General features: G+C 58.4%; 22 protein-coding genes. 7 read left to right on the top strand and 15 right to left on the bottom strand.

What is annotated here, in order from left to right; all coding sequences use genetic code 11:
- Positions 1-20 precede the first annotated feature (20 nt).
- Positions 21-1676, top strand: coding sequence for an ABC transporter permease subunit (locus tag M8014_RS00410; RefSeq protein WP_271280615.1), 1656 nt, complete (start codon positions 21-23; stop codon positions 1674-1676).
- A 71-nt stretch (positions 1677-1747) separates the two neighbouring features.
- Positions 1748-2593, top strand: a complete 846-nt coding sequence (gene nhoA / locus M8014_RS00405; RefSeq protein ID WP_271280614.1) for an N-hydroxyarylamine O-acetyltransferase — start codon at positions 1748-1750, stop codon at positions 2591-2593.
- Positions 2594-2621: 28 nt separating this feature from the next.
- Here nhoA and mazF read toward each other — a convergent pair whose 3' ends face one another.
- The 8 genes from mazF to M8014_RS00365 form a co-directional block, all read right to left on the bottom strand.
- Complete coding sequence (mazF, locus tag M8014_RS00400) at positions 2622-2948, bottom strand: endoribonuclease MazF (protein ID WP_271280613.1); 327 nt, start codon at positions 2946-2948, stop codon at positions 2622-2624.
- Positions 2948-3196: an AbrB/MazE/SpoVT family DNA-binding domain-containing protein gene (locus tag M8014_RS00395; protein ID WP_271280612.1), complete on the bottom strand. Its 249-nt coding sequence runs from the start codon at positions 3194-3196 to the stop codon at positions 2948-2950. The genes mazF and M8014_RS00395 overlap by 1 nt, the downstream gene beginning before the upstream one ends.
- Positions 3197-3331: 135 nt before the next feature.
- On the bottom strand, positions 3332-4012 hold the full coding sequence (gene narI / locus M8014_RS00390; protein ID WP_271280611.1) for a respiratory nitrate reductase subunit gamma: 681 nt from the start codon (positions 4010-4012) through the stop codon (positions 3332-3334).
- Positions 4009-4704 carry a nitrate reductase molybdenum cofactor assembly chaperone gene (narW, locus tag M8014_RS00385; RefSeq protein ID WP_271280610.1) on the bottom strand — a complete coding sequence of 232 codons (696 nt, stop codon included), beginning with the start codon at positions 4702-4704 and terminating at the stop codon, positions 4009-4011. The genes narI and narW overlap by 4 nt, the downstream gene beginning before the upstream one ends.
- Entirely contained in the window at positions 4704-6248 is a 1545-nt protein-coding gene (gene narH / locus M8014_RS00380; protein ID WP_271280609.1) for a nitrate reductase subunit beta, read from the bottom strand. The genes narW and narH overlap by 1 nt, the downstream gene beginning before the upstream one ends.
- Positions 6245-9985, bottom strand: a complete 3741-nt coding sequence (locus M8014_RS00375) for a nitrate reductase subunit alpha (RefSeq protein WP_271280608.1) — start codon at positions 9983-9985, stop codon at positions 6245-6247. The genes narH and M8014_RS00375 overlap by 4 nt, the downstream gene beginning before the upstream one ends.
- Positions 9986-10054: 69 nt before the next feature.
- Positions 10055-11443: a NarK family nitrate/nitrite MFS transporter gene (locus M8014_RS00370; RefSeq protein ID WP_271280607.1), complete on the bottom strand. Its 1389-nt coding sequence runs from the start codon at positions 11441-11443 to the stop codon at positions 10055-10057.
- A gap of 204 nt (positions 11444-11647) precedes the next feature.
- A complete protein-coding gene (locus M8014_RS00365; protein ID WP_271280606.1) occupies positions 11648-12223 on the bottom strand; it encodes a TetR family transcriptional regulator in 576 nt (191 codons plus the stop codon).
- Between the two features lie 115 nt (positions 12224-12338).
- On the opposite strand from M8014_RS00365, the gene M8014_RS00360 reads away from it, so the two are divergent.
- From M8014_RS00360 to licT, 4 genes are all read left to right on the top strand, one after another.
- Positions 12339-13829: an MFS transporter gene (locus M8014_RS00360; RefSeq protein WP_271280605.1), complete on the top strand. Its 1491-nt coding sequence runs from the start codon at positions 12339-12341 to the stop codon at positions 13827-13829.
- A gap of 194 nt (positions 13830-14023) precedes the next feature.
- Positions 14024-15892 carry a beta-glucoside-specific PTS transporter subunit IIABC gene (locus tag M8014_RS00355; RefSeq protein WP_271280604.1) on the top strand — a complete coding sequence of 623 codons (1869 nt, stop codon included), beginning with the start codon at positions 14024-14026 and terminating at the stop codon, positions 15890-15892.
- Positions 15889-17316: a glycoside hydrolase family 1 protein gene (locus M8014_RS00350; RefSeq protein WP_271280603.1), complete on the top strand. Its 1428-nt coding sequence runs from the start codon at positions 15889-15891 to the stop codon at positions 17314-17316. The genes M8014_RS00355 and M8014_RS00350 overlap by 4 nt, the downstream gene beginning before the upstream one ends.
- On the top strand, positions 17313-18155 hold the full coding sequence (gene licT, locus M8014_RS00345) for a BglG family transcription antiterminator LicT (RefSeq protein ID WP_271280602.1): 843 nt from the start codon (positions 17313-17315) through the stop codon (positions 18153-18155). The genes M8014_RS00350 and licT overlap by 4 nt, the downstream gene beginning before the upstream one ends.
- A 49-nt stretch (positions 18156-18204) precedes the next feature.
- On the opposite strand, the gene M8014_RS00340 is transcribed toward licT, so the two are convergent.
- Genes M8014_RS00340 through M8014_RS00310 form a run of 7 tightly spaced genes read right to left on the bottom strand, consistent with a single transcriptional unit; the run spans position 18205 to position 24654 of the window.
- Positions 18205-19431, bottom strand: a complete 1227-nt coding sequence (locus M8014_RS00340; protein WP_271280601.1) for a Zn-dependent hydrolase — start codon at positions 19429-19431, stop codon at positions 18205-18207.
- The gene (locus tag M8014_RS00335; RefSeq protein WP_271280600.1) at positions 19428-19910 is read right to left on the bottom strand and encodes an L-2-amino-thiazoline-4-carboxylic acid hydrolase; all 483 of its coding nucleotides are present in this window, start codon (positions 19908-19910) and stop codon (positions 19428-19430) included. Before M8014_RS00335 ends, M8014_RS00340 begins: the two co-directional genes overlap by 4 nt.
- Before the next feature lie 17 nt (positions 19911-19927).
- Positions 19928-21085, bottom strand: a complete 1158-nt coding sequence (locus M8014_RS00330; RefSeq protein WP_271280599.1) for a branched-chain amino acid ABC transporter substrate-binding protein — start codon at positions 21083-21085, stop codon at positions 19928-19930.
- Between the two features lie 26 nt (positions 21086-21111).
- The gene (locus M8014_RS00325) at positions 21112-21831 is read right to left on the bottom strand and encodes an ABC transporter ATP-binding protein (protein WP_271280598.1); all 720 of its coding nucleotides are present in this window, start codon (positions 21829-21831) and stop codon (positions 21112-21114) included.
- Positions 21824-22591, bottom strand: a complete 768-nt coding sequence (locus M8014_RS00320; RefSeq protein ID WP_271280597.1) for an ABC transporter ATP-binding protein — start codon at positions 22589-22591, stop codon at positions 21824-21826. The genes M8014_RS00325 and M8014_RS00320 overlap by 8 nt, the downstream gene beginning before the upstream one ends.
- Entirely contained in the window at positions 22588-23694 is a 1107-nt protein-coding gene (locus M8014_RS00315; protein WP_271280596.1) for a branched-chain amino acid ABC transporter permease, read from the bottom strand. The genes M8014_RS00320 and M8014_RS00315 overlap by 4 nt, the downstream gene beginning before the upstream one ends.
- Before the next feature lie 9 nt (positions 23695-23703).
- On the bottom strand, positions 23704-24654 hold the full coding sequence (locus tag M8014_RS00310) for a branched-chain amino acid ABC transporter permease (protein WP_271280595.1): 951 nt from the start codon (positions 24652-24654) through the stop codon (positions 23704-23706).
- A 170-nt stretch (positions 24655-24824) separates the two neighbouring features.
- Here M8014_RS00310 and M8014_RS00305 point away from each other — a divergent pair, with 170 nt between their 5' ends.
- Positions 24825-25769, top strand: coding sequence for a LysR substrate-binding domain-containing protein (locus tag M8014_RS00305; protein WP_271280594.1), 945 nt, complete (start codon positions 24825-24827; stop codon positions 25767-25769).
- The last annotated feature ends 210 nt before the right edge of the window (positions 25770-25979 follow it).

Genomic DNA, 25979 nt, shown 5'->3' with positions numbered 1-25979 from the left:
CCCCGTCTTCAGGAAAGCTTGTGAATCAGAGATTTTTGTCTGTGATGACGCTGGCGCTACTGGTGATTCTGGTGGCGTTTCCCCTCGTTTTTATCGTGCTGCAGGCGGTGTTCCCGCAGTTCAGCGCCGGGCAGTTCTCCGGCGCGTTTAGCGGTGTGCAGTCGCTGTTGTCCGAACCGCAGCTGCCGACCATGCTCGGCGGCACGCTACAGGTCGGGCTCGGCGTGGCGCTGGTCAGCGCCCTGATTGGTTTTCCCCTCGGCGTGGCGCGCGGGCTGTTTAACCTGCCGCTGCCGCGCCTGTGGGATTTGCTGTTTTTGATCCCGTTTCTCACGCCGCCGTACATTGCCGCGCTGTCGTGGATGCTGGTGCTGCAAACCAACGGCTATCTACAGCAGTTAGTGGGTACTAACCTAAACGATCTGCTGTTCAGCCAGACCGGCATTGTGCTGGTGATGGCGCTGAATATTTTCCCGGTGATCTATTTCGCCGTATCGCGCAGCCTGCTGGCCAGCGGACAGCGTCTGGCGCGGATAGCCCAGGTGCACGGTGCCAGCGCGGGTAGAGCGTTCTGGCATGTTACGTTGCCGATGTTGTCGCCATCGCTGGCGGCGGGGATGTTGCTCTCGTTCACGCTGGCGATTGAGGAGTACGGCGTGCCAGCCGCGCTGGGCAGCCGTGCGGGTGTGCTGATGCTGACCACCGATATCGAGAAAAAGCTCGCCGACTGGCCGATTGACCTCTCCGGGGCGTCAATGCTGTCGGTGGTGCTGGTAACGATTGCCCTGAGCGCCTGGTGGCTGCAGAAAAAGCTCACCGGCAATCACGACGTCACCAGCATTACCGGTAAACCAACCGAGAATATGGGTGCCAGTGCCGGGGTGTTTACCTGGCCGATGGTGCTGGTGATGGCGCTGGTCGGTGGGATCGCCGTGGTGCTGCCCGGGGCGTCGATGGCGCTGTCGGGGGTGCTGGGTACTTTGTCCGGTGGGGTGACGCTCGGGAATTTAACGGCCAACCACTATGCGGCGCTGTTCAGCCAGCAGGGGGATGCGCTGGCCGCACTCGGCACCAGCCTGTCGTTGGCGCTGGGGGCGGCCTGTATCACCGGGGTGCTCGGGCTGCTGGCCGCCTGGCTGGTGGTGGTGCAGAAGATAAAAGGGCGTGGCCTGCTGGATGCGCTGTCGCTAATGCCTGCCGCCTTGCCCGGTGTAGTGGTGGGCGTGGGGCTGATCCTGCTATGGAACCGACCATTCTGGCCGATATCGCCGTATAACAGCTGGGCCATTTTGCTGCTGTCGTACTGCTGTCTGCTGCTGCCGTGGCCGGTACGTTACGTCGGCAGCGCCCTGCGCCAGCTTGGCGGCAATCTGGAGCCCGCCGCGCGGGTGCATGGCGCATCCGCTTTACAGGCGCTGCGTTTCATCGTGTTGCCGCTGGTTTCGCCTGCGATGCTGGCGGCGATGTTAATGGTGTTCGCCATTGCCTCGCGGGAGCTGGTGACCTCGCTGCTGCTGGCCCCGGCGGGGACGCAGACGGTGTCGGTGTTTATCTGGCGGCAGTTTGAGCAGGGTTCTGTCGGACAGGGGATGGCGATGGCGACGCTGACGCTGCTGACCGGGCTTATACTGATGCTGACGGCGCTCGGGATCATGCAGCGCTCCACGCGCGGATAAAAAGCACTTTTGTCACAGTGGCATGCGAAATATAGTTTATAAACAAGGGAGAATTGTAAAAGGAGCCCACCATGACCCCGTTTTTGACCGCGTATTTCGCCCGCATCGGCTGGCAGCAGACCACGGCTGTGGATATCGACACCCTGCGGGGGCTGCATTTGCACCATAACAGCGCCATCCCGTTTGAGAATATCGACGTGGTGCTGCCGCGCGAGATCCAGCTTGACGATCAATCTCTGGTCGACAAGCTGGTTACCGCCCGACGCGGTGGCTACTGCTTCGAGCAGAACGGTCTGTTCGAACGGGTGCTGCGTGAGGTGGGTTTTACTGTGCGCAGTCTGCTGGGGCGGGTGGTGCTGGCCAATCCGCCGCAGATGCCGCCGCGCACCCATCGCCTGCTGCTGGTTGAACTTAACGGCGAACAGTGGATTGCCGACGTCGGCTTTGGCGGCCAGACGCTCACCGCGCCGATCCGTCTGCTGGCTGACGTGGAACAAACCACGCCGCACGGGGAGTACCGGCTGATCAACGACGGCGACGACTGGGTACTGCAGTGTCGTCATCACCAGCACTGGCAATCGATGTATCACTTTGACCTGATCACCCAGTATCAAACGGATTATGTGATGGGCAACTTCTGGTCCGCGCACTGGCCGCAGTCGCATTTTCGTCATCATCTGCTGATGTGTCGTCATCTGCCGGATGGCGGCAAACTGACCCTCACCAACCTGCATTTTACCCACTGGCAGGAGGGGCATATCGTCGAGCAAGTTAACCTGGCGGATGCGACGGCGCTGTATCAGGTGATGCAGGAGCGTTTCGGACTGGGGGTTGATGATGCGAAGCACGGCTTTTCGCTGGTGGAACTGACGGCGGTGATGGCTGGGTTTGATACCCATCCGCAGGCGGGGAAATAAAGTGGGGAGGGGCGATAGCCCCTTTCTGTTAACCGATTAGCACCTTTGCCCGCATTCTCACGGCATTCAGTTCCTCGGCGGTTGCCGTTCCCTTTTTCACTGCATGGCGCGTCTGCCAGTCGAGGCTTTTAATCTGATCGGCAAGGGCGACATTGCGACGGGCACCGCCGATCGAAACTTCGAAGGGATAGCCTTTTATTTGCGACGTTAGCGGGCAGCAGAGCAATAAGCCCGTACGCCCGTTATAAGTGGCGGGAGAGATAACCAGGGCAGGACGATGTCCTGCCTGTTCATGTCCTGATTGCGGGTCAAACTCTAGCCAGACGATATCGCCAGCCTCCGGAATGTAGTCCATTACAGCAGCTCCTTACCTTGCGGTTCCCCAAATGAGATGTCGTGATGCAGATTGTCATCCGTGATGGCGGATAACAGTGATTCGAGCGAGGGTTCGTCCTTTCTGACAGGCGTCAAAATAATGCGTCCTTCATCGTCAACGTTGATATTCACCACATCGTCAACGTCCAGGTCGGCCTCACGCATAACGGCAACGGGCAGCCGAACAGAAGGACTGTTTCCCCATTTTTTAACGGTGACTTGCGGCATAAAAAACACTCCAGATGGATATACATTGTTTATCCATCATAGAGTGTGAGGTTTTGGCGTGTCAACATTGTCGATACATGAAGCAAAGTGTTATGGGCCCGGTAAGCGCAGCGTCACCGGGCAAAGGTGCCAGACTTAACGCCGGGACCGTACCAGCTGATACCGGCGGGTGAGGTACTCCAGCGGTGCGCTCCAGACGTGCACCAGTCGGGTAAACGGGAAGATAAGGAAAATGGTCATCCCCAGCACCAGATGAACGCGGAAAATAAATGCCACCCCGTTCAGCATTTCCGACGATCCACCGCTGAAGGTGACGATCCCCTGCGCCCAGCCGACCAACTTCAGCATTTCGCTGCCGTCAGGATATTGCGCTGAGAAAGGGATCGTCGACAGGCCAAGAACGCACTGGGTCAGCAAAATACTCATGATGATGATGTCGGGGGTGGTGGAGGTTGCACGCACCCGCTGGTTGAACAGGCGGCGGTACAACAACATTGAGCCGCCAATCAGCGTCAGTACGCCGCAAATACCGCCTGCAATCATCGCCAACTGCTGTTTTAACGCCATCGGCAGGAACCAGGCGTACATCCAGTGCGGGGTCAGCATCCCGAACAGGTGACCAAAGAAAATGCCCAGAATGCCGATGTGAAACAGGTTAGAGCCCCAGTTCATGCCGCGCTTGTCCAGCAGTTGACTGGAAGAGGCCCGCCAGGTGTACTGGCCGTAGTCGTAGCGTAGCCAACTGCCGAGGAAAAAGACCGCGGCGCAGATGTAGGGATAAATATCGAAGAAAAAGACGTTCAGATGGTGTGTCATTTTGGGCCTCCGGCACTGACGTCGACATACTGAGGTGCCACGTCCTGGCTAAAGCGTCGTTGATAGTGTTGCATCGGCGAGCTGTCGCAGGCCGTGGCGTTATCTTCGATAAACTTCACCTGTTCCTCTTCCCAGACCGCATCCAGCGCCTGCCGGGTGTCGTCACGTTTTTCACCCGCCACCTGCTGCGTGACACTGTCACTGGATAGCGTGCTGCCCGCAAAGGTGAGCAGGGCGTCGAACAGCTGATGATGCGCCACCTCGCGCTGTTTTAAGCGCCCGCCAATCAGCGCCAGGATTGGCGCGACATTCTGCAATCCCTCCCGCGCCTTCGCCTCGGGCATTATGCTTAAGTATTCCAGATACAGCGGCAGATGGTCCGGCAACTCACGGCAGTCGAGCTGTAATCCGGCCTGCTCGTACTGGTTCATCAGATCGACCATCGCCTGGCCGCGATCCCGTGATTCCGCATGAACGTGTTCGAACAGCAGCAGCGAGGTGGCGCGCCCCCGCTCGAACACCTCGCACCACGATGCCTGCCGGTCGAGCAGCGGGGCGTTAAGGTACTGCTGCGCGAACGGCAGCAGCATAGGTGCATCCTGCGCCACCAGGGCGATCGCCTCGTCGCGACTCTCCCACAGCGCATCGTCCGGATACTCAATCAGCAGGGCGATAATTTTGAGGATCTGCATTACTCTCCCTCCCCGTGTTCACGCACCTCGGTAATGTTAATGGCGTCGATGCGACTGCTGTTGAACAGGTTGAATTTGGTGTCGGAGCCGTGGCAGCCGTCACCGAAGGTAAAGCCGCAGCCGTTTTTCTCCGGGAAGGCGTCGCGGGCCATCTCCCGGTGGCTGGTCGGGATCACAAAGCGGTCTTCGTAGTTGGCGATAGCGAGATAGCGGTACATCTCTTCCACCTGCTCGACGCTTAAGCCGACCTCTTCAATGGCGCGGGTGTCAGTGACCCCCTCGACGGTCTGGGAACGTTTGTAGTGACGCATTGCCATCATGCGCTTCAGGGCGCGCAGCACCGGGCCGGTATCGCCCGCACTGAGCATGTTTGCCAGGTACTGCACCGGAATACGCAGGCTTTCCACCGCTGGCAGGATGCTGTCGGTCTGCGGCAGGCCGCCTGCGTCGGCGTAGGACTGGATCGGCGACAGTGGCGGCACGTACCATACCATCGGCAGGGTACGGTATTCCGGGTGCAGCGGCAGAGCCAGCTTCCAGTCCATCGCCATTTTGTAGACCGGCGAGCGCTGAGCCGCTTCGATTACGTTCTGCGGAATGCCTTGTTTGAACGCCTCTTCAATGACCGCCGGGTCGTGCGGGTTGAGGAACACGTCGCACTGGCGTTCATACAGATCGGTTTCATGTTCGGTGCTGGCCGCTTCTTCAATGCGATCCGCGTCGTACAACAGCACGCCGAGGTAGCGAATGCGCCCGACGCAGGTTTCTGAGCACACCGTCGGCTGGCCGGATTCAATGCGCGGATAGCAGAAGATGCATTTTTCTGATTTGCCGCTCTTCCAGTTGAAGTAGATTTTTTTGTACGGACAGCCGCTGATGCACAAACGCCAGCCGCGGCATTTGTCCTGATCGATCAGCACAATGCCGTCTTCTTCACGCTTGTAGATGGCGCCACTCGGGCAGGTCGCTACGCAGCTTGGGTTCAGGCAGTGTTCGCACAGACGCGGAAGGTACATCATGAAGGTGTTTTCGAACTGGCCGTACATCTCCTTCTGCATCTTGTCGAAGTTACGATCCCGGGCGCGTTTCTCGAACTCGCCGCCGAGCAGCTCTTCCCAGTTCGGCCCCCATTTGATTTTATCCATCCGCTTGCCGTCAATCAGCGAGCGCGGGCGGGCAGTGGGCAGATGATCCCCCTCCGGGGCGCGGTGCAGATCCTGATAATCGAAGGTGAAAGGTTCGTAATAGTCGTCGATCTGCGGCATCACCGGATTAGCGAAGATTTTTGACAGCACACCCAGCTTGCCACCCAGACGCGGGGTCAGCTTGCCCGAAATACCGCGGATCCAGCCGCCTTGCCACTGCTCCTGGTCTTCCCAGTTCTTCGGATAACCGATGCCCGGCTTGGTTTCGACGTTGTTAAACCAGGCGTACTCCATCCCTTCGCGCCCGGTCCAGACGTTTTTACAGGTGACCGAGCAGGTGTGGCAGCCGATGCATTTGTCGAGATTCAGTACCATTCCAACCTGTGAGCGTATTTTCATTTTTTCGCCTCCTGAACCTGATCCCGACCTTCGCCATCCAGCCAGTTAATGTTTTTCATTTTGCGGATCATGATGAACTCGTCGCGGTTCGAGCCCACCGTGCCGTAGTAGTTGAAGCTGTATGCCAGCTGGGCGTAGCCGCCGATCATGTGCGTTGGTTTTGGGCAGACGCGGGTCACCGAGTTGTGGATCCCGCCACGGCGTCCGGTCACTTCGGAACCCGGAATGTTCAGAATGCGTTCCTGAGCGTGATACATCATGGTCATTCCCGGCGGCACGCGCTGGCTGACCACCGCGCGGGCGGTTAAGGCCCCGTTAGCGTTGAAACACTCGATCCAGTCGTTATCTTCGATGCCCAACTCTCTGGCATCGGTTTCGCTGATCCACACAATTGGCCCCCCGCGCGACAAGGTCTGCATCAGCAGGTTTTCGCTGTAGGTGGAGTGAATGCCCCATTTCTGGTGCGGCGTCAGGAAGTTAAGTGCTTTTTCCGGGAAGCCGTTCGGCGGGATCTCGCGCATGTGCGTTACGCTGCGGGTATCAATCGGCGGACGATAGGCCACCAGGCTCTCACCGAAGGCGCGCATCCACTGGTGATCCTGATACAGCTGCTGACGCCCGGACAGCGTGCGCCACGGGATCAGCTCGTGGACGTTGGTGTATCCGGCGTTGTAGGAGACATGCTCACTCTCAATGCCGGACCAGGTCGGGCTGGAGATGATTTTGCGCGGCTGGGCCTGGATATCGCGGAAGCGAATTTTCTCGTCTTCCTTGTTCAGCGCCAGGTGGCTGTGCTCGCGTCCGGTAAATTCGCTGAGGGCCTCCCAGGCTTTTACCGCCACGTGGCCGTTGGTTTCTGGCGCCAGGGCGAGGATCACCTCCGAGGCGTCAATCGCCGTCTCAATGCACGGACGGCCTTTCGCCGGGCCGTCGAGCTTGACGTAATTCAGCTTGCCGAGGAAATCGACCTCCTCCTGGGTATTCCACGAGATGCCTTTGCCGCCGTTGCCAAGCTTGTCCAGCAGCGGGCCGAGGGCGGTGAAGCGTTCGTAAGTTTCCGGGTAGTTACGCTCCACCACGGCGATGTTGGGCGCGGTTTTACCGGGGATCAGGTCGCACTCGCCTTTGCGCCAGTCGGCAATGTCGAATGGTTGCGACAGCTCAGCCGGGGAGTCATGCTGCAGGGGTTGCAATACCACGTCGGTTTCGTTACCCAGATGGCCCACGCACACCTCCGAGAAGACTTTGGCGAGGCCTTTGTAGATATCCCAGTCGCTGCGTGATTCCCACGCCGGGTCGACGGCGGCAGAGAGCGGATGAATAAACGGATGCATATCCGAGGTATTCATGTCGTCTTTTTCGTACCAGGTGGCGGTCGGCAGCACGATGTCCGAGAACAGGCAGGTGCTGGACATGCGGAAATCGAGGGTCACCAGCAGATCCAGCTTGCCCTCGATGGCGGCGGTTTGCCACTCCACCTCTTCGGGCTTAACGTCATCGGTCGAGCCCAGATCCTCACCCTGAATGCCGCTTTCGGTGCCCAACAGGTACTTGAGCATGTACTCGTGACCTTTGCCGGAGGAGCCCAGCAGGTTAGAGCGCCAGACGAACAGGTTGCGCGGGTGGTTTTTGCCGCTGTCGGGCTGCTCGCAGGCCATGCGGATATCGCCGGACTTCAGCGCCTGGGCGGTGTACTCCTGGGGGGACATCCCGACCGCTTCTGCCTGCGCTTTGATGTGCAGCGGATTGAGGTTCAGCTGCGGGGCGGACGGAAGCCAGCCCATGCGCTCGGCGCGGACGTTAAAGTCAATCAGGTGCCCGGTGAACTTCGACGCGTCTGCCAGCGGGGAGAGCAGTTCCTGGGAGGTGAGTTTTTCATAACGCCACTGGCTGGCATGGTTGTAGAAATACGAAGTGCTGTTCATCTGGCGCGGCGGGCGGTTCCAGTCCAGGGCGAAGGCCAGCGGCAGCCAGCCGGTTTGCGGCCGCAGCTTCTCCTGGCCGACATAGTGCGACCAGCCGCCGCCGCTCTTACCGACGCAGCCGCAGAACACCAGCATGTTGATCATCCCCCGGTAGTTCATGTCCATGTGATACCAGTGGTTTACCCCGGCCCCGAGGATAATCATCGACCGGCCATGTGTCTTATGGGCGGTGTCGGCGAACTCGCGGGCAATCTGCTCGATATGACGACGCGGGACGCCGGTGATTTGCTCCCCCCAGGCTGGAGTGTAGGCTTTGACCTCGGCGTACTCTTTTGCCGCGTTCACGTCGTCCAGCCCGCGGTCAAGGCCGTAGTTCGCCAGCACCAGGTCATACACGCTGGCCACCCGCATCTGGCTGCCATCAACCAGGGTGAGGGTTTTGGCCGGCACCTTGCGGACAAGCACCGGGTCCTGTTTCACGCTGCGAAAATGCGGATTCTCGTTACCGCCAAAGTACGGGAAGGCGACGTTGGCCACCTCGCTGTGGGTACCCAGCAGGGACAGGGTCAGGTCGGTCTCCTGGCCCGCCGCCAGCGCTTCCAGGTTCCATTTGCCTTTTTCGCCCCAGCGGAAGCCGATAGAGCCGTTGGGCACCACCAGATCGCCCGCGCTATTGAAGGCGACCGTTTTCCACTCCGGATTATTGCCTTCGCCCAGCCCGTCGGCGAGGTCAGAGGCGCGCAACATCCGGCCGGGGACAAGGCTACCGTCCTCGCGCGCGTCCAGCATCACCAGCATCGGCATGTCCGTGTAGCGGCGGCAGTAGTTGAGGAAGTAGTCGCTCGGGTTATCGAGGTGGAACTCTTTGAGGATCACATGGCCCATGGCCATGGCCAGAGCGCTGTCGGTGCCTTGTTTCGGGGCCAGCCACTGGTCGCTGAGTTTGGCAACTTCCGAGAAGTCGGGGGTAATGGCGATGGTTTTGGTGCCTTTGTAACGGACTTCGGTAAAGAAGTGGGCATCCGGGGTGCGGGTCTGCGGCACGTTTGAGCCCCAGGCAATGATATAGCTGGAGTTGTACCAGTCGGCGGATTCCGGGACGTCAGTCTGTTCACCCCAGGTCATCGGCGAGGCGGGCGGCAGGTCACAGTACCAGTCGTAGAAGCTCAGGCAGGTGCCGCCGAGCAGGGAGAGATAGCGCGTTCCGGCGGCGTAAGAGACCATCGACATTGCCGGGATCGGTGAGAAGCCCGCCACGCGATCCGGGCCGTAGTGTTTAATCGTCCAGACGTTGGCGGCGGCGATCAGCTGGTTCAGCTCTTTCCAACTGGAGCGGATAAACCCGCCGTGTCCGCGGGCCTGCTTGTAGCTGAGGGTCTTTTGCGGGTCGCTCATGATCGCGTTCCAGGCGTTAACCGGATCGCTGTGCTGGCCCAGCGCCTCGCGCCACAGCTCAATCAGCTTTTTACGCGCCAGCGGGTACTTCAGGCGGTTGGCGCTGTACAGATACCAGGAGTAGCTTGCCCCACGCGGGCAGCCGCGCGGTTCGTGATTCGGCAGGTCGGGGCGGGTGCGGGGATAGTCGGTCTGCTGCGTTTCCCACGTCACCAGACCATTCTTGACGTAAATTTTCCAGCTACAGGAGCCGGTACAGTTTACCCCGTGGGTGGATCGCACAATTTTATCGAACTGCCAGCGTTGACGATAGCTGTCCTCCCAGTCGCGATTACTGTGCATCACCTGGCCGTGCCCGTCGGCGAAGGTGTCGCCTTTTTGTTTAAAATAGCGGAAACGATCCAACAGTTTACTCATGACGTATCTCCTGACGGGGCGACGCCTGCCCCCGCGGTTACACTGCTCACAAAAAAGTGAATAACATCGTTATGGTTTGACGTGTTTTTGACGGCGGCCATACACCAGCCAGGTGATAAACACGCAGGCGATGTAGAACACCAGGAAGACTTTCATTGCACCCACTGGCGAGCCGGTCATCGCCAGCGAGGTCCCGAAGGCTTTGGGGATGAAGAACCCGCCGACGGCGCCAATCGCTGAGATAAAGCCCAGCGCCGCGGCGGTATCCGAGACGGCCTCTTTCTGCGCCTGCTCGTCGCTGCCGCCGTGCAGTTTCACTCTGTAGACGGTGATTTGCCGGAAGATGACCGCAATCATCTGGAAGGTCGATCCGCTGCCCAGCCCGGCGGTGAGGAACAGCCCCATAAACACCAGGAAGAACGCGGTAAAGTTGCCGGAGCCGGAGCCCGGCAGGGTGAGGAACAGCAGGGCGGTGAAGACCGCCATAAAGACGAAGTTGATAAGTGTGACGCGCACGCCGCCGAGCTTATCGGAAATAACCCCTCCGGCGGATCGTGCCAGCGCGCCGAGCAGCGGGCCAAAGAAGGCGAGATGCAGGATGTTGACATCCGGGAACTGGGTTTTCGACAGCATCGCAAACCCGGCAGAAAAGCCGATAAACGAGCCGAAGGTTGCCAGATAAAGCAGGCTCAGCAGCCACAGATGCAGGCGTTTCAGCACCGGCAGTTGGCTGGCGATAGTCGCTTTGGCGCTGGCGATATCGTTCATGCCGAAAAAGGCGGCAAGGGTTGCCAGCAGCAGCAGCGGGGCCCAGACCCAGGCTGCGTTTGCCAGCGACAGGGTCGAGCCATCTTCCTGTGGCACTCCGTGCACGCCGAGGAAGGTGAATATCGGCAGGAAGATCACCACCGGGGCCACCATCTGCATCACGCTGACGCCCAGATTACCCAGCCCGCCGTTGATCCCCAGCGCGCTGCCTTGTCTGGCTTTCGGGAAGAAGAAGCTGATATTGCCCATGCTGGAGGCGAAGTTGGCCCCGGCAAAACCGCACAGCAGGGCGATGATGATAAAGACCGTGTATGGCGTGGCGGTGTTCTGCACCGCGATGCCCAGCCACACGCAGGGGATAATCAGAATAACGGTGCTGATCACCGTCCAGTAGCGACCGCCAAATATCGGCACCATAAAGGACCAGGGAACGCGTAATATGGCACCGGAGAGCGACGGCAGGGCGGTTAACATAAACAGCTGATCGGTCGTGAAATTAAATCCCACTTTATTCAGATTCACCGCAACTGCACTAAATAACATCCATACGCAAAATGCCAGCAGCAGGCAGGCCACGGAGATCACTAAATTTCGTCGCGCAATATGCTTGCCTTTATTTTCCCAAAACGCTTTATTTTCCGGCTTCCACTCTTTTAAAAGATAATGATTATTCTTCTCATGTTGTGACATATTACCCTCTTGCTTATCCGTAAATGGCAGAAAGAGAAATACAATCAGGCAGATGCATGATCTTCTGATGAGAGATTATAGGATGTGTTTCGGATGCTTCTGAAAGGATAGATAAAAAAGCGAACCCCTGAGTTTAGAAGGGAGATGTGGGTACGCTTAATGTGTTACTAATCGTAACAGTTATCTCTTTATAACCAATAAGGGTTAATACAATTCGAGGCCAATTAAAGTGTCAAGGTGCTGATTAAACGCGGTATCGTCCATGTCTGGAATATTTAGTACGTAAAAACCGTCCAGTCCGCAGACCAATCCAATTAAACGCCAGGCGATATTTTCGGCGCGATCTTTCAGGGTAAATGCCTGCGCTGCAGCTCCGGCGCGAATAATTGCCACCGTTTCCTGATGCCACATTTCCATGGTCAGCACGTAGGCGCTTTTTATCTCGGCATCGCGGGTCGCTAACAGTTGAGCTTCTCGCCACAGGCGGACGTAGGGCTCAAAGCTGCCGTCATCGCTGCCGAGCATGGCGTGTAGACGCTCGCGCCAGCTGGCGTTTTCAGCCACCACTTCTGCATCCAGCAGGGCGCGGATCAGCCGGACAAAGGCCTGCGATTTCAGCTCCCCGGCAGAGGCAAAGTGGTGATGCACCTGGCCTGCTGCCACTTGCGCTTCACTGGCGATGCGTCTGACGGTCATGTTGGTAAATCCTTCACTCAACGCCACGCGCATCGCAGCCTGCAGGATCGCTTCTCGCCGTTGTTCCTTGCTCAGATAGCTCATTTTTATCACTCTCAACCCGGGGTCAACGAGTGTAACAAAAAGCTGGACATGCGTTCAACTTTCCGTAGGATCGCATTCTGGACATGTGTCCAGGTTTTGTAACAGAAGGGATTTTATGTTTCGTCAGTGGTTAGCATTAGTGATTATCGTGCTGGTGTATATCCCGGTGGCGATCGACGCCACGGTGCTGCACGTCGCCGCGCCGACATTGAGCATGACGTTAGGCGCAAGCGGTAACGAATTACTGTGGATCATCGATATTTATTCGCTGGTAATGGCGGGTATGGTGCTGCCGATGGGTGCCCTGGGGGACCGGATCGGATTTAAACGGTTGCTCATGCTGGGCAGTATTTTGTTTGGCCTGTCGTCGCTGGCGGCGGCTTTTGCGCCAACGGCAGGCTGGTTGATTGCGGCGAGGGCCACGCTCGCCATTGGGGCGGCAATGATCATCCCGGCGACGCTGGCGGGTATTCGCACGCTGTTCGTCGAAGCGAGACACCGTAATATTGCCCTTGGCGTGTGGGCGGCGGTTGGGTCCGGTGGCGCCGCGTTTGGCCCGTTGATGGGGGGTCTGCTGCTGGAGCATTTCTACTGGGGATCGGTGTTTTTAATCAACGTGCCGATTGTGATTCTGGTGATCACCCTGGCGGCCCGCTTTGTGCCTGCGCAGCAAGGACGGCAAGAGCAACCGCTGAATATCAACCATGCGCTGATGTTGATCGTGGCGATTTTACTGCTGGTCTTCAGCGCCAAAACCGCGCTGAAAGGGACAATGTCTCCGTGGCTGGTGGCGATGACCTTACTCACCGGGGCAGTGCTGCTCCTGACTTTTGTGCGGATTCAGCTGGGCGCGAAAACCCCGATGATCGATATGCGCCTGTTCTGCCACCCCATTATCCTGAGCGGCGTGGTAATGGCGATGACGGCGATGATCGCGCTGGTGGGCTTTGAGCTGTTGATGGCGCAGGAACTGCAGTTCGTTCACGGCTTTACACCGTTCGAGGCGGGGATGTTTATGCTGCCGGTGATGGTCGCCAGCGGCTTTAGCGGCCCGATTGCCGGTGTGCTGGTAGGACGGCTGGGGTTACGCATTGTGGCTACGGGTGGGATGGGGCTGAGCGCTGTCAGCTTCCTCGGTTTATCGCAGCTTGATTTCAGCACCCAACAATACACCGCGTGGGCGTTGATGGTGCTGCTTGGTTTTAGTGCGGCCAGTGCTTTACTGGCGTCAACGGCGGCCATTATGGCGGCGGCACCAAAAGAAAAAGCGGCTGCCGCCGGGGCGATTGAAACCATGTCTTACGAGCTTGGGGCAGGACTTGGGATCGCTATCTTTGGTTTGCTGCTAACGCGCAGTTTTTCGGCAACCATTGTTTTACCGTCAGGGCTGGATGCCGCACTTGCAGAAAAAGCGGCCTCGTCGATTGGAGAGGCGGTCAAGGTGGCGCAGGATCTTTCCCCCTCGGTGGCTGAGGCGATTATTCAGGCGGCAAGAGCGGCGTTTACCACGTCCCATAGCGTGGCTCTGGGCAGCGCAGGCGTAATGTTACTGATTCTTGCCAGTGGGATTTGGTTCAGCCTGGCGAAAGCAGCAGATAAGAATTAACTCAATGTAGATCACATTTTTAACAAGTGGAGATTGAACAACAGAAATGAAGTCCAGATAATCCGCTGAAATTGCCCATTTTTATTACGGCATGCTACTGCGAAAGCAGGCAAGACCAAAATAGAAATGCTCTCCCGTTAAGGGGAGCGTCTCTGTTTTGGTCTTTTTTTTTGCTTCAACACCAGGGAAACACCATGAACTACAATGAAATAGCAGAAAAAATCCTCCTGCACGTGGGAGGCGCGAAGAACATTCGCACACTAACCCACTGCGCCACCCGGTTGCGGATGGAGTTCAGCGACCGTGCCAAAGTGCAAGACGACGCGGTAAGTGCCATTCCGGGCGTGATCAGCGTGGTGGAGAAAGGCGGCCAGTTCCAGATTGTTATCGGCAATGAAGTGCAGCAGGTATTTCGTCTGCTCAATAAAGCCTTACCCGAGCAACAAGCCCGTAGCGAAGCGGCCAAAGATGGCAAGCGTAAGGGGGTTTTAGCCAGCGTAATCAGCGTCATTTCGACCACCTTTACCCCTGTTATTCCTGCTATAACCGGTGCGGGGATGATCAAAGCGTTGCTGGCGATCCTGAAATTGACGGGGCTGATTAGCGCGACCAGCCCAACGTATCAACTGCTGAACGTCATTGCCGATGCGGCCTTCTTCTTCCTGCCGGTGCTGTTGGCCTATGGCGCAGCGATGAAATTCGAATGTAACCCGATTCTGGCAATGACCATTGCGGGCGTCCTGCTGCATCCAGGCCTTGGTCAGATGATGGCGGCAGGCAAACCGGTCGATTTTATGGGCATTAATGTTCTGCTCTCCGACTACGCCGGTTCGGTGCTGCCCATTATCTTGACGGTCTGGCTGATGTCGTGGGTAGAGCGTTTTGCGGAAAAAGTGTCCCCGTCGATCATTAAGTTCTTTATTAAGCCAATGCTTATCCTGCTGATTACTGCGCCGCTTGCGCTGGTGGTCGTTGGCCCGGCAGGTATTCTGCTAAATGACCTGGTCGCAGCAGGCGCAGCGTCTATTGACCGCCACGCAAGCTGGCTAATTCCTATGCTGATGGGTACGCTGCAGCCGTTCCTGATCGTCACCGGTACGGCCTGGGCGATGACGCCTATTGCCACCGGACAACTGAGCAAAAACGGTTTCGAGATGATCAATGGACCGGGCATGCTGGCTTCAAACATCGCGATGGGCGCGGCAACGTTATGTGTCGCCATGAAAACGAAAAACAGTAACCTGCGCCAGTTGGCCTCTTCGTCCGGGTTCACCGCGCTGTTGGGGATCACCGAACCGGCCCTCTACGGGGTTATGCTGAAATTCCGTCGCGTGTTGATTGCGGCGATGATCGGCGGTGGCTGTGCCGGGATGTATGCCGGATTAAGTGGGCTGGTACGCTATGCGTTTGTCTCCCCTGGGCTGGCTGCACTCCCGGCGTTTATCGGCGAAAACCCAATGAATATCGTTCATGCGCTGGTAACCTGCGCGATCGCCATTATCGTGACGTTTACGCTGGCCTGGATGTTTGCATTCGAAGATGTTGTGGAAGAGAGCACAGGGTCGGACGCATCTGTTATTGAGAGCGCGCAGGGTGATAGTGTGATTGTCAGTCCACTTAAAGGTGACGTTGTCGCGTTATCCGAGGTTAACGACGATGTCTTCTCTGGCGGGCTGCTGGGCCAGGGAATTGCGATACGCCCTCAGGAAGGGATCCTCAAAGCGCCATTTGATGGCAAGGTAATGATGTTCCTGCCGTCCTGTCATGCGGTTGGGTTGCAGGATGAAATGGGCACTGAACTGCTTATCCATATCGGTATTGATACGGTGAACCTCAATGGCAAGCACTTCACCTCCTCGCTAAAAGTGGGCGACAACGTGAAGGCCGGTGAAACCCTGATTCAGTTTGATATCGCGGCCATAGAACGTGCCGGATACGATCTCATTACCCCGATTGTGGTGGTAAACGGTGAGGAAGACGCAACGCTGCGTATTACGCCTGCCGCATCGGTAACCTTTGGCGAAGAGCTGATGGTGCAATCAACCCGTGGGAGTGCAGCATGAATTATCAACACCGCGCAGCGTTCCCTGCGGACTTCCTTTGGGGGGCATCGACCTCGGCCTATCAGGTAGAAGGTGCATGGAACGAGGACGGGAAAGGCCCGTCCGTGGTGGATATGCTGTCGCATCCCGAAGGCACGGCTGATTTTCGCGTCGCCAGTGACCACTATCACCGCTTCGAAGAGGACGTCGCGCTGATGGCCGAAATGGGGCTGAAGGCGTACCGTTTTTCGGTGGCCTGGTCACGGGTGATCCCCGACGGGGACGGTGAGGTTAATCCTGCCGGGCTGGATTTTTATCGTCGGTTAATTGATGCCCTGTGCAGGCAGGGAATTACCCCGATTGTCACGCTCTATCATTTTGATTTGCCCTGGGCGCTGGAGCAGAAAGGCGGCTGGCTGAACCGCGATACCGTTGAGGCATTCGTTCGCTACGCGCGTCTGTTACTGAGCGAATTTGGCGACAAGGTGCCGCTGTGGCTGACGATCAATGAGCAGAACACCATGATTTTGCACCCGGGTGCGATTGGCGTTCCGCCGGACCGCGAGCTGCCAGATAAGAAGGCGCTGTATCAGCAAAATCACCATATGATGCTGGCGCAGGCAAAGGTGTTCGCGTTATGCCATGACGCGTTTAAAGGGCTGAAGATTGGCCCGGCGATCAACACCACATCCATGTATGCCGAAACCTGTAAACCGGAGGATGCGATCGCGGCCCATAACTGGGAAACGCTGCGCTGCTGGAGTTTTCTTGATGTGGCGGTACACGGACGTTATAACGCGCTGGCCTGGGCCTATTTGCAGGATCGGGGGATTGCACCGGCGATGTTGCCGGGTGACGCCGGGATTTTACAGCAGGGCAAACCGGACTTTGTCGCCATCAACTACTACTCAACGGCGACCATTGCCGCCAGCCGTGGCGACGGAAATGATGTGTCACCCCGCGCAGGCGATCAGCAAATCATGCTCGGGGAAGCAGGTGTTTACCGTCCGGCAGAAAACCCGTGGGTAGGCAAAACGCCCTACGGATGGGTGGTGGACCCGGTCGGGTTGCGCCTGACACTGCGCAAAGTCTGCGAGCGGTACGGTCTACCGATTCTGATCACTGAAAACGGGATGGGCGCGCCGGATAAACTCGAACAGGACGGAACCATTAACGATGACTACCGGATTGCCTTCCTGGAGGCGCATATCCGACAGATGCAACTGGCGATTTCAGATGGCGTGGATCTGATGGGCTACTGCCCGTGGGCAGCCATTGATGTGGTCAGTACCCATCAGGGTTATGCCAAGCGCTACGGGTTTATCTATGTCGATCGCGGCGAAGATGACCTGAAAGCACTGAGCAGGATCCGCAAGCGCAGCTTCTGGTGGTATAAAGACGTTATCGCGAAAAACGGCAATTCTGAGGACGACGCTCAGCCATGATTGTGCAGAAGGTGCTTAACAACAGTCTGGTACTTACCTGTGATGACGATAACCGCGAGGTTATCGTCATGGGGAAAGGAATCGGCTTCAGCAGCCGACCTGGCGATGACATTGCGCCAGAAAAAATCGAAAAACTGTTTGTGGTTCAGGAACACTCAAACCGTAACGGGTATCTGGAGGCGTTGTCCTCCATTCCCGATGAGGTGATTGAAATGGCGGCAATGATCATCTCCAGGGCCAATGCTCAACTGAGTAACAAGGTTCGGGAGCAGATCTTCCTGACGCTGGCCGATCACCTGGTGTTTGCTATCGAGCGCTGTAACAAAGGTATTGCCATCCAGAACCGTCTGCTGTCCGAAGTCAGACGGTTTTATCCTCAGCAATATCGTGTTGCCAGTGAGGCGGTCGCGGCAATCAACCACGAGTATGGACTGCACCTGCCCGACGAAGAGGCCGGTAATATAGCTTTTCATCTGGTGAACGGCCAGACGCAGGGCGATGATGTGGCGCAGACCATGCAGTCGGTGAAAATGCTCAAGGATATTTTTAACCTCGTGCAGTACCACTTCAAACGGGAGATCGACACCGAATCCATCAACTATTCGCGCTTTCTCATTCATATGCAGTTCTTTCTGCAACGTTTGCAGGAAGGGGAGCTGGATACCTCCCGTGACCGTTTTCTGCTGGTGCAGATAATTAAAGAGTTTCCGCACGTCTACCGCTGTTCATTATTGATCCGCGACTATGTTAAGTCGCAACTGGACATCACGCTGGGCGGTAATGAGCTGCTATGGCTGACGGTACACCTTGTGCGGATCACCGGCGCGGACCAACCGTGAAGAGAGCATCCACCTCATCAGGCCGTTGCTCTCTGCGGGAAGGCGGTCTCTATTTCTCCTGCGCAGCACTCAACACACTGTGCAACAACACGTTCGCCCCTTTCTCGGACCATTCCGGGAGGATACGTTCTGCTTCGTTGTGGCTGATGCCTTTCTCGCACGGAATAAAGATCATGCTGGCTGGGGCGATTTTGCTCACGTAACAGGTATCGTGCCCGGCGCCGGAAACCATCGGTATGGCCGAGTAGCCCAGTGCCGCCACCGCTTCTTCGCTGCGTGCCAGGCAGGCGGCATCAAAAGCAATGGGCGCGTAATCGAAGATCCGCTCGACGTCGGCATTCACCCCGCGCGCCGCAATATGCTTCGCCGCCTGATACAGCGCGGCTTCCATCGCGTCCAGCGCCTCGATTTGCGGATGGCGGAACTCTACGCTGCAGACCACCCGGGAGGGGACCACGTTGCGGGAATTCGGCGTAACGTTCGCCATACCGATGGTCGCCCGACCGTCGGGCACGTGCTGATAGCCAATGGCTTCTACCTTCAGCGCCAGTTCGGCAAATGCAGTAAGTGCGTCGCGGCGGCTGTGCATGGGGGTGGTGCCCGCGTGCGCCGCAAAGCCGTCCAGGGTGATCGTAAACCAGCGCTGGCCCATCGCCGCGCGTACCAGCCCGATATCAATGGCGTCATCTTCCAGAATCGGCCCCTGTTCGATATGCAGCTCATAGCAGGCGTGAATCGGGAAGGCGTGGGCAGGATGCTCCCCGCGATAGCCGATCGCGTCCAGCGCCTCGCCGACGGTGATGCCGTCCCGGTCGGCCCGCGCGTGGGCATATTCCTCAGTGAACTGCCCGGTCCAGACCCCGGAAGCCAGCATCGCCGGGGCAAAGCGCGCGCCTTCTTCGTTGGTCCAGTTTATCAGCACGATATCGCGCTCGGTTTCAAGCTGATTGTCGTTCAGCGTGCGCAGCAGCTCCAGCCCGGCCATCACGCCGTAGATCCCGTCGTAATTACCGCCGAGCGGCTGAGAATCCACGTGCGAGCCGGTGATCACCGGGGCCAGCGAGGGGTTTTTTCCGGCGCGGCGGATAAACATATTGCCCATGCTGTCGACGTCGCAGTTGAAACCGGCCTCCTGCGCCCAGTCGCGCAGCAGGTTGCGGGCAATCCGATCTTCGTCGCTCAGCGCCAGACGGGTAACACCCCCGGCGGGGGTGCCTCCGATCTGCGCCATCATCTCCAGCGTCGACCATAGCCGCGCTGCGTTAACACGAATCATGCTTTGTCCTTGATGCTACGGTAGCGGAAGTCGCAGCATGCGCCACCCTGCATGATGGTGGTGGTGCGCGTCAGCTCCACGTCCGGGGCGTAGCCGACGATAAACTTCTCGTCGCGAGCGCAGGAGAGCAGGTGGCCGATCTCGCCCAGCCCCATCTCGTGATACATCTCGGCGTAGCGGCAGCGGGTGACGTTGTAGTTGTACTGCTGGTCGTCAGCGTCGATCACTTTGACGTCGAGGGCGTTATCCTTCTCCCACAGATACTGCAGGGCGATAAAGCTCTTCACGTCCGCGCCGTTCGGCTCCTGGCGGGCAAAATGCTGTCCGGCATCGATTGCCGCCTGTTCAATGGCTTCGCCAATGACCGCCTGGGCGCGGGTTTTCCCAATCTCGCGCACCAGGATTTCATAAATTGGCTTAATAATTTCTGCTTCAATTTTGCGGCGGGCGAGAATGCCCAGCTCGTTATTATCACTCATCACATTGCCTCACTACGTTACTTCGGTTGTGCGCCGCCGAGCACGGTTTGCGGCTGCCATTTGCCCTCGACCACTTTGTAAACGGTAAAGGATGGTGCTTTCAGATTGCCCTCTTTATCGAACGCAATCTGTCCGGTGACGCCGGAATAGCTGATGGCGCGCAGGGCAGGCAGGTATTTCGCCGGATCGACCGAGTCGGCTTTTTCCATCGCCGCAACCAGCACGCGGGTGGCGTCATAGGCGAATGGGGCGTGCAGTTCGATATGAGTGTGATAGCGGGACTGATACGCCTGCTCGAAGGCTTTTCCGCCCGGCATCTGATCCACCGGCAGGCCCGGCTCCAGCGCCACGACGCCGTCACCTTCTTTCTGCGCCAGCTGCAGGAAGGTCTGGCTGACAAAGCCGCCTGCGCCCATCAGGGTGGCGTCCATCCCCAGCTGTTTGATGCGTCGCGCCAGCGGTGCCGCCTGGCTGTCCACGCCGCCGAAGAAGATCAGATCCGCTTTTTTACTGCGGATGGCGGTCAGCACGGCGCTAAAGTCGACGGTTTTGTCGTCCACGTACTGCCGGTCGACAATTTTCACGCCCTGAGCTTCCAGCGATTTAATAAATTCATCCGCCAGCCCCTGGCCGAAGGCGGTACGGTCGTCGATCACCGCGATGCGCGTTGCTTTCAGGGTCTTGACCGCGTATTCCCCGGCAAACTGGCCGCCGTCATCGTCATGGCCCATCACGCGGAAGCTGGTGTCAAAACCCTGTTTGGTGTAGCCGTGACCGGTTGCCACCGGGGCGACCTGAGCGATACCTGCGTCGTGATAGACGCGCGCCGCCGGGATGCTGGTGCCGGTGTTCCAGTGGCCGACCACGCCTGCCACATTGCTGTCGACCAGACGCTGGGCTACGGCCACTGCGGTGCGCGGATCCGACTGGTCATCTTCCGACTGCAACTTAAAGGTCACCGCTTTGCCGCCGATGGTCGGATGCTGTTTATTGATGTCGTCAATCGCCAGCTGGGCACCGTTCTCCAGATCTTTACCGATACGGGCAGACGGCCCGGTCAGTGGTCCGGCCAGACCGATAACCACGGTTTCGCTGTCGGCAGCCCAGGCACCCGGTGCGGCAAAACTTCCGAGCAGAATGGCGGCGCTGAGCGCACTGATTTTTGCTGTTTTCATTGTTATTCCCTGATGTTGGTGGTGTGTTAAACGGGCATTTCGCCCAAATAAATCTGTGCGATCTGATCATCGGCAAGCAGCGCTTTCGACTCGCCGTGATGGACGATGCTGCCGCTGTCCATTACCCAGGCTTTGTCGGTGACGTCCAGCGCCAGCCGGGCGTTTTGTTCGATCAGCAGCAGGGCCACGCCGCGCTCGCGCAGCCCGGCGATCGTTGCAAAAATGTTCTCAACCATTTTGGGTGCCAGCCCCATCGACGGTTCGTCAAGGATCAGCAGGCGCGGGCGGCTGAGCAGGGCGCGGTTCAGCGCCAGCATCTGCTGTTCGCCGCCGGAGAGCAGCCCGGCAAGCTGGTGCTGACGCTCGCCGAGGCGCGGAAAACGGTCAAAAATCTCCGCCATCTCCTGCTTCACGGTGACAGTGTCACGCCGAAGCCAGGCCCCCATTTGTAAATTCTCCAGCACCGTCATACGGGCGAAGATCCCCCGGCCCTCCGGCACCATCACCAGACCGTCGCGCAGCAGCGCTTCGGCTTTACGCTTGCGCACCGGCTGGCCGTTAAATTCGATATTGCCGCCAAAGCGCTCCAGCCCGGTGATGGCCCGCACGGTGGAGCTTTTGCCCGCGCCGTTAGCGCCAATCAGCGTCGCCTGTTCGCCCTCGTGCAGAGTGAAAGAGACGCCGCGCACTGCCTGGATGCCGCCGTAGTGCACATCCAGCCGTTCAACCTTCAGTAATTCAGACATGCTTGTTGCCTCCAAGCCAGGCGGCGATCACCGCCGGGTCGCGCCGCACGCTATCCGGCGTGCCGCAGGCCAGGGTTTTGCCGTAGTCCAGCACCGTCAGGCGATCGCAGATGCCCATCACCAGCTTGACGTCGTGCTCAATCATCAGCAGGGTTTTGCCGTCGTCGCGCATGCGGGTCAGCAGCTCGCCCAGGGCCACTTTCTCGGCGGCGTTCATCCCGGCCGCGGGCTCATCCAGCGCCAGCAGCAGCGGATCGGTCGCCAGCGCGCGGGCAATCTCCAGCCGACGCTGATGGCCGTAAGCCAGATCGCAGGCGCGATAGTGGGCAAACTTGGCGATCCCGGTGTACTCCAGCCAGTGCCAGGCCTGTTCCCGGGTGTCGACTTCTTCAGCGCGGGCACGTTTATGCCGGGTCAGCGCCGCCCACAGCCCGTTACGGGTACGCACGTGGCGTCCGACCATTACGTTTTCCAGTACCGACATCTCATTAAACAGCCGCACGTTCTGGAATGTGCGGGCGATGCCTGCCGCCGTCACTTTCTCGATCTGCTTTGGCGAGTAAGGCCGATCGGCAATCGCAAATTCGCCGCTGTCCGCCGGATACAGGCCGGTAATCAGGTTAAAACAGGTGGTTTTTCCCGCACCGTTGGGGCCGATTAGGCCGTAGATCTCGCCGGGGTTAATCGACAGCGAGACGTTATCAACCGCCGTCAGGCCGCCAAAGCGTTTGGACATATTGCGCACGGTTAACAGGCTCATGCTTTCACCTCCTTGTGGCGTACCGGCCAGATGCCCGACGGGCGAACCAGCATCACCAGCACCAACGCCAGGCCGTAGAACAGCTGACGCAGAATTTCCGGGTCGACCAGCACCGTGCCGAACAGCGCCTGCTGCACCGGCGCCGCCTGGCTGCGCAGCAGTTCCGGCAGAGCGGTCAACAGAACCGCACCAAGGATCACCCCCGGGATATGACCCATCCCGCCGAGCACCACCATCGCCAGCACCGCAATCGACTCCTGCAGGGTGAAGGATTCCGGCGAGACAAAGCCCTGGAAGGCACCAAACAGCGCCCCGGCGATGCCGCCAAAGGAGGCGCCCATCGCAAAGGCCAGCAGCTTAAAGTTACGCACGTTGATGCCCATCGCCCGTGCCACGTCTTCGTCTTCACGAATGGCGTGCCACGCCCGACCAATGCGCGAGTGCTGCAGGCGCAGGCAGACAAAAATGATCGCCACAATCATCAGCATCAGCAGGTAGTACCACAGCCACAGCGCCGGGACTTTGACGCCAAACCAGTGGTAAACGCCGCTAAACTTGAGGCCGAACAGGTTGAGGGTATCGACCCCGGAGATACCCTTTGCGCCGTTGGTGATGTTCACCGGGCGGTCGAGGTTGCGCATCAGGATGCGGATGATCTCCCCGAAACCGAGGGTCACAATCGCCAGGTAGTCGCCGCGCAGTTTCAGCGTGGGGGCACCGAGCAGAATGCCGCACACTGCCGCGACCAGCGCCGCTATGGGGATGATCAGCAGATACGAGGTGTGTAGCCCGTCCGGGAACCAGACGCTGAGGATCGGGAACACCTCCAGCAGATGTGGTGAGGCCAGCAGCGCTGCCAGATAGGCACCGACGGCATAAAAGGCGATAAAGCCCATATCCAGCAGGCCGGTGTAGCCCACCACAATGTTCAGCCCCAGCGCGAGCATGATGTAGAGCAGGGCGAAGTCGATCACCCGCACCCAGTAGTTGCCGCCCAGTTGGGTCGCCACAACCGGGGCCAGCACCAGCGCCAGTACCAACAGCGTCATGCCGGACCAGAATTTACGGCTGACCGCCGGGGTTTTGAGTTCAATTGCAGTCATGATTTTCCCTTATGCCCTGTGCGCAACGCGCTCGCCCAGCAGGCCCGCCGGACGGAATACCAGCACCAGAATCAGCACGATAAAGGCGAATACATCCTGATAGTTGCTGCCGAAGACGCCGTGAGTCAGCTCGCCCAGATAGCCTGCACCCAGCGCTTCGATAATGCCGAGTAAGATCCCGCCAATCATCGCCCCGCGAATGTTGCCTATGCCGCCGAGCACCGCGGCAGTAAAGGCTTTAATTCCGGGCAGAAAGCCCATCGAGAAGCTGGCATTGCCGTAGTTGCTGGCCATCATCACCCCGGCAAGCGCCGCGAAGATGCCGCCAATGGCGAAGGTGAGGGTGATGATTGCATTCGGGTTAACGCCCATCAGAGTGGCGACGCGCGGGTTTTCGGCCACTGCGCGCATGCCGCGTCCAAGGCGGGTGTACTCCACCAGCAGCCACAGGCCGATCATCACCGACAGCGCCAGCGCCACGGTGACGATGCCGGTGACGGTGATGAGCGCCGGAGGATGCGCGTCGCTACCGGCAGTAACCGCAATCGGGTCCATCGGCAGGATCTGCGGGAACATCAGCGGGTTGCGCGACCAGATAATCATCGCCACGGTTTGCAGCAGCACCGACACGCCAATCCCGGAGATCAGCGGCGCCAGGCGCGGGGCGTTGCGCAGGCGACGGTAGGCAAAGCGTTCAACGGCCATCGCCAGCAGGGCGCAGACCGCCATCGCAATCACCAGCGCAAAACCGAGCTGCAGCAGCTGCGGCATGGCGGGGAAATGGCTGTTGATCAGGTTCAGCGATGAGAGGGTGGTCAGCGCGCCGACCATTAAAATATCGCCATGGGCAAAGTTAATAATGCGCAAAATGCCATACACCATGGTATAGCCCAGCGCGATCAGCGCGTAGATGCTGCCCAGCATTACGCCGTTGATCAGTTGTTGTATGAGTGTGTCCAACGTTGTTACCCGACAAATTGCTCTTTCAGCGGGTAACATCTAATAATTGAATTAGATTGTGAAATACGCATATATTCTTTCTTATGACATCTGGAGCTTGTTTTATCTGCATGATTTATAACAAAATCATAAATCACTGATTAATCTGACTATCCTGAATAGATCAACATATGAAAAAAACAGAACAATCACCGGGCTTGTCAGGGTTTGCTGAAAGCCGTCTGGCGAACGATCCGCCGCTGCGGGCGGTACGCGCCTTCGAGGCGATTGCCCGGCTGGGCAGCGTGACGCTTGCGGCCCAGGAGCTGCAGATCTCGCCCTCAGCGGTCAGCCACCAGCTAAAAGTGCTCGAAGAATATCTGCAACTGCCGCTGACCGAACGCCAGGGGCGCAGACTGATCCTCAGCCCGCAGGGGCGGGACTATTATCGCTCGATCCGTGCGGCGTTTAACGTCCTGCGCCAGGCTACGGAACACCTGGTGGAGCAGGTGCAAACCCGCCAGGTGACCATCAGCCTGATCCCGCTGTTTGGCATGGGTTGGTTTATCCCGCGTCTGCCCACCTTTATGCGCGCCAACCCGCAAACCGAAATCAACGTGGTCTACGCTAACCACCGCAACTACCTGAGCGACGCCTCTGACATGTCGATCCGCTTCGGCAACGGGCAGTGGGCGGGCTACCAGAGCGAAAAGCTGATCTCCGGGCAGATGGTGCCGGTATGCAGCCGGGCGTTTCTGCGCCTGCACGGGCATATCGATACTCCCGAGCAGCTACTGCAAATGCCGCTGTTGCACGATGAGGAGCGCGTCACCTGGCAACAGTGGTTTATCCAGCAGGGGGTGAAACGTCCGCCGCGTCGCAGCGGACCGATGTTCGAAGACGGGCTGCTCACCCTGGCAGGCGTGCAGGCGGGGCTGGGGTGCGCCTTAATGCGCGAGCCGCTGATCGCGCCCTATCTGGAGAGCGGCGAGCTGGTGAAGATTTTCGATCTGCCGATTGATGATGGGCGGGATTATTATCTGTGCGTGCGTCAGGACGGGGAGATGACGCAGGACGGGAAGTTATTGCAGGGATGGTTGCAGAGGGCGGCGGGGGTCAGTGACGCTCTGGCGTGAGGATTTAAATGGATGGCTCCTCTCCCTCAAGGGTTGAGGAATCCCCACAAAAAAATTGGCACGGTCGGCCCCCTCTCCATTCAGGGTGTACGGTCCGGGGACATGGTAGACAGATGTTCGGGGACAGGGTGAACACTTTTTAACATCCTTTACCCATGGTGATCGACTTTCTTTTCAGGTCGATCACCCCCACTTTTGTGCTGTACCACC

Origin of the sequence: Silvania hatchlandensis (genome assembly GCF_025564065.1) — a bacterium.
Lineage (GTDB): Bacteria > Pseudomonadota > Gammaproteobacteria > Enterobacterales > Enterobacteriaceae > Enterobacter > Enterobacter hatchlandensis.
Note: the sequence above shows the minus strand (reverse complement) of the source record. Positions and strands in the feature narration are given on the sequence as shown.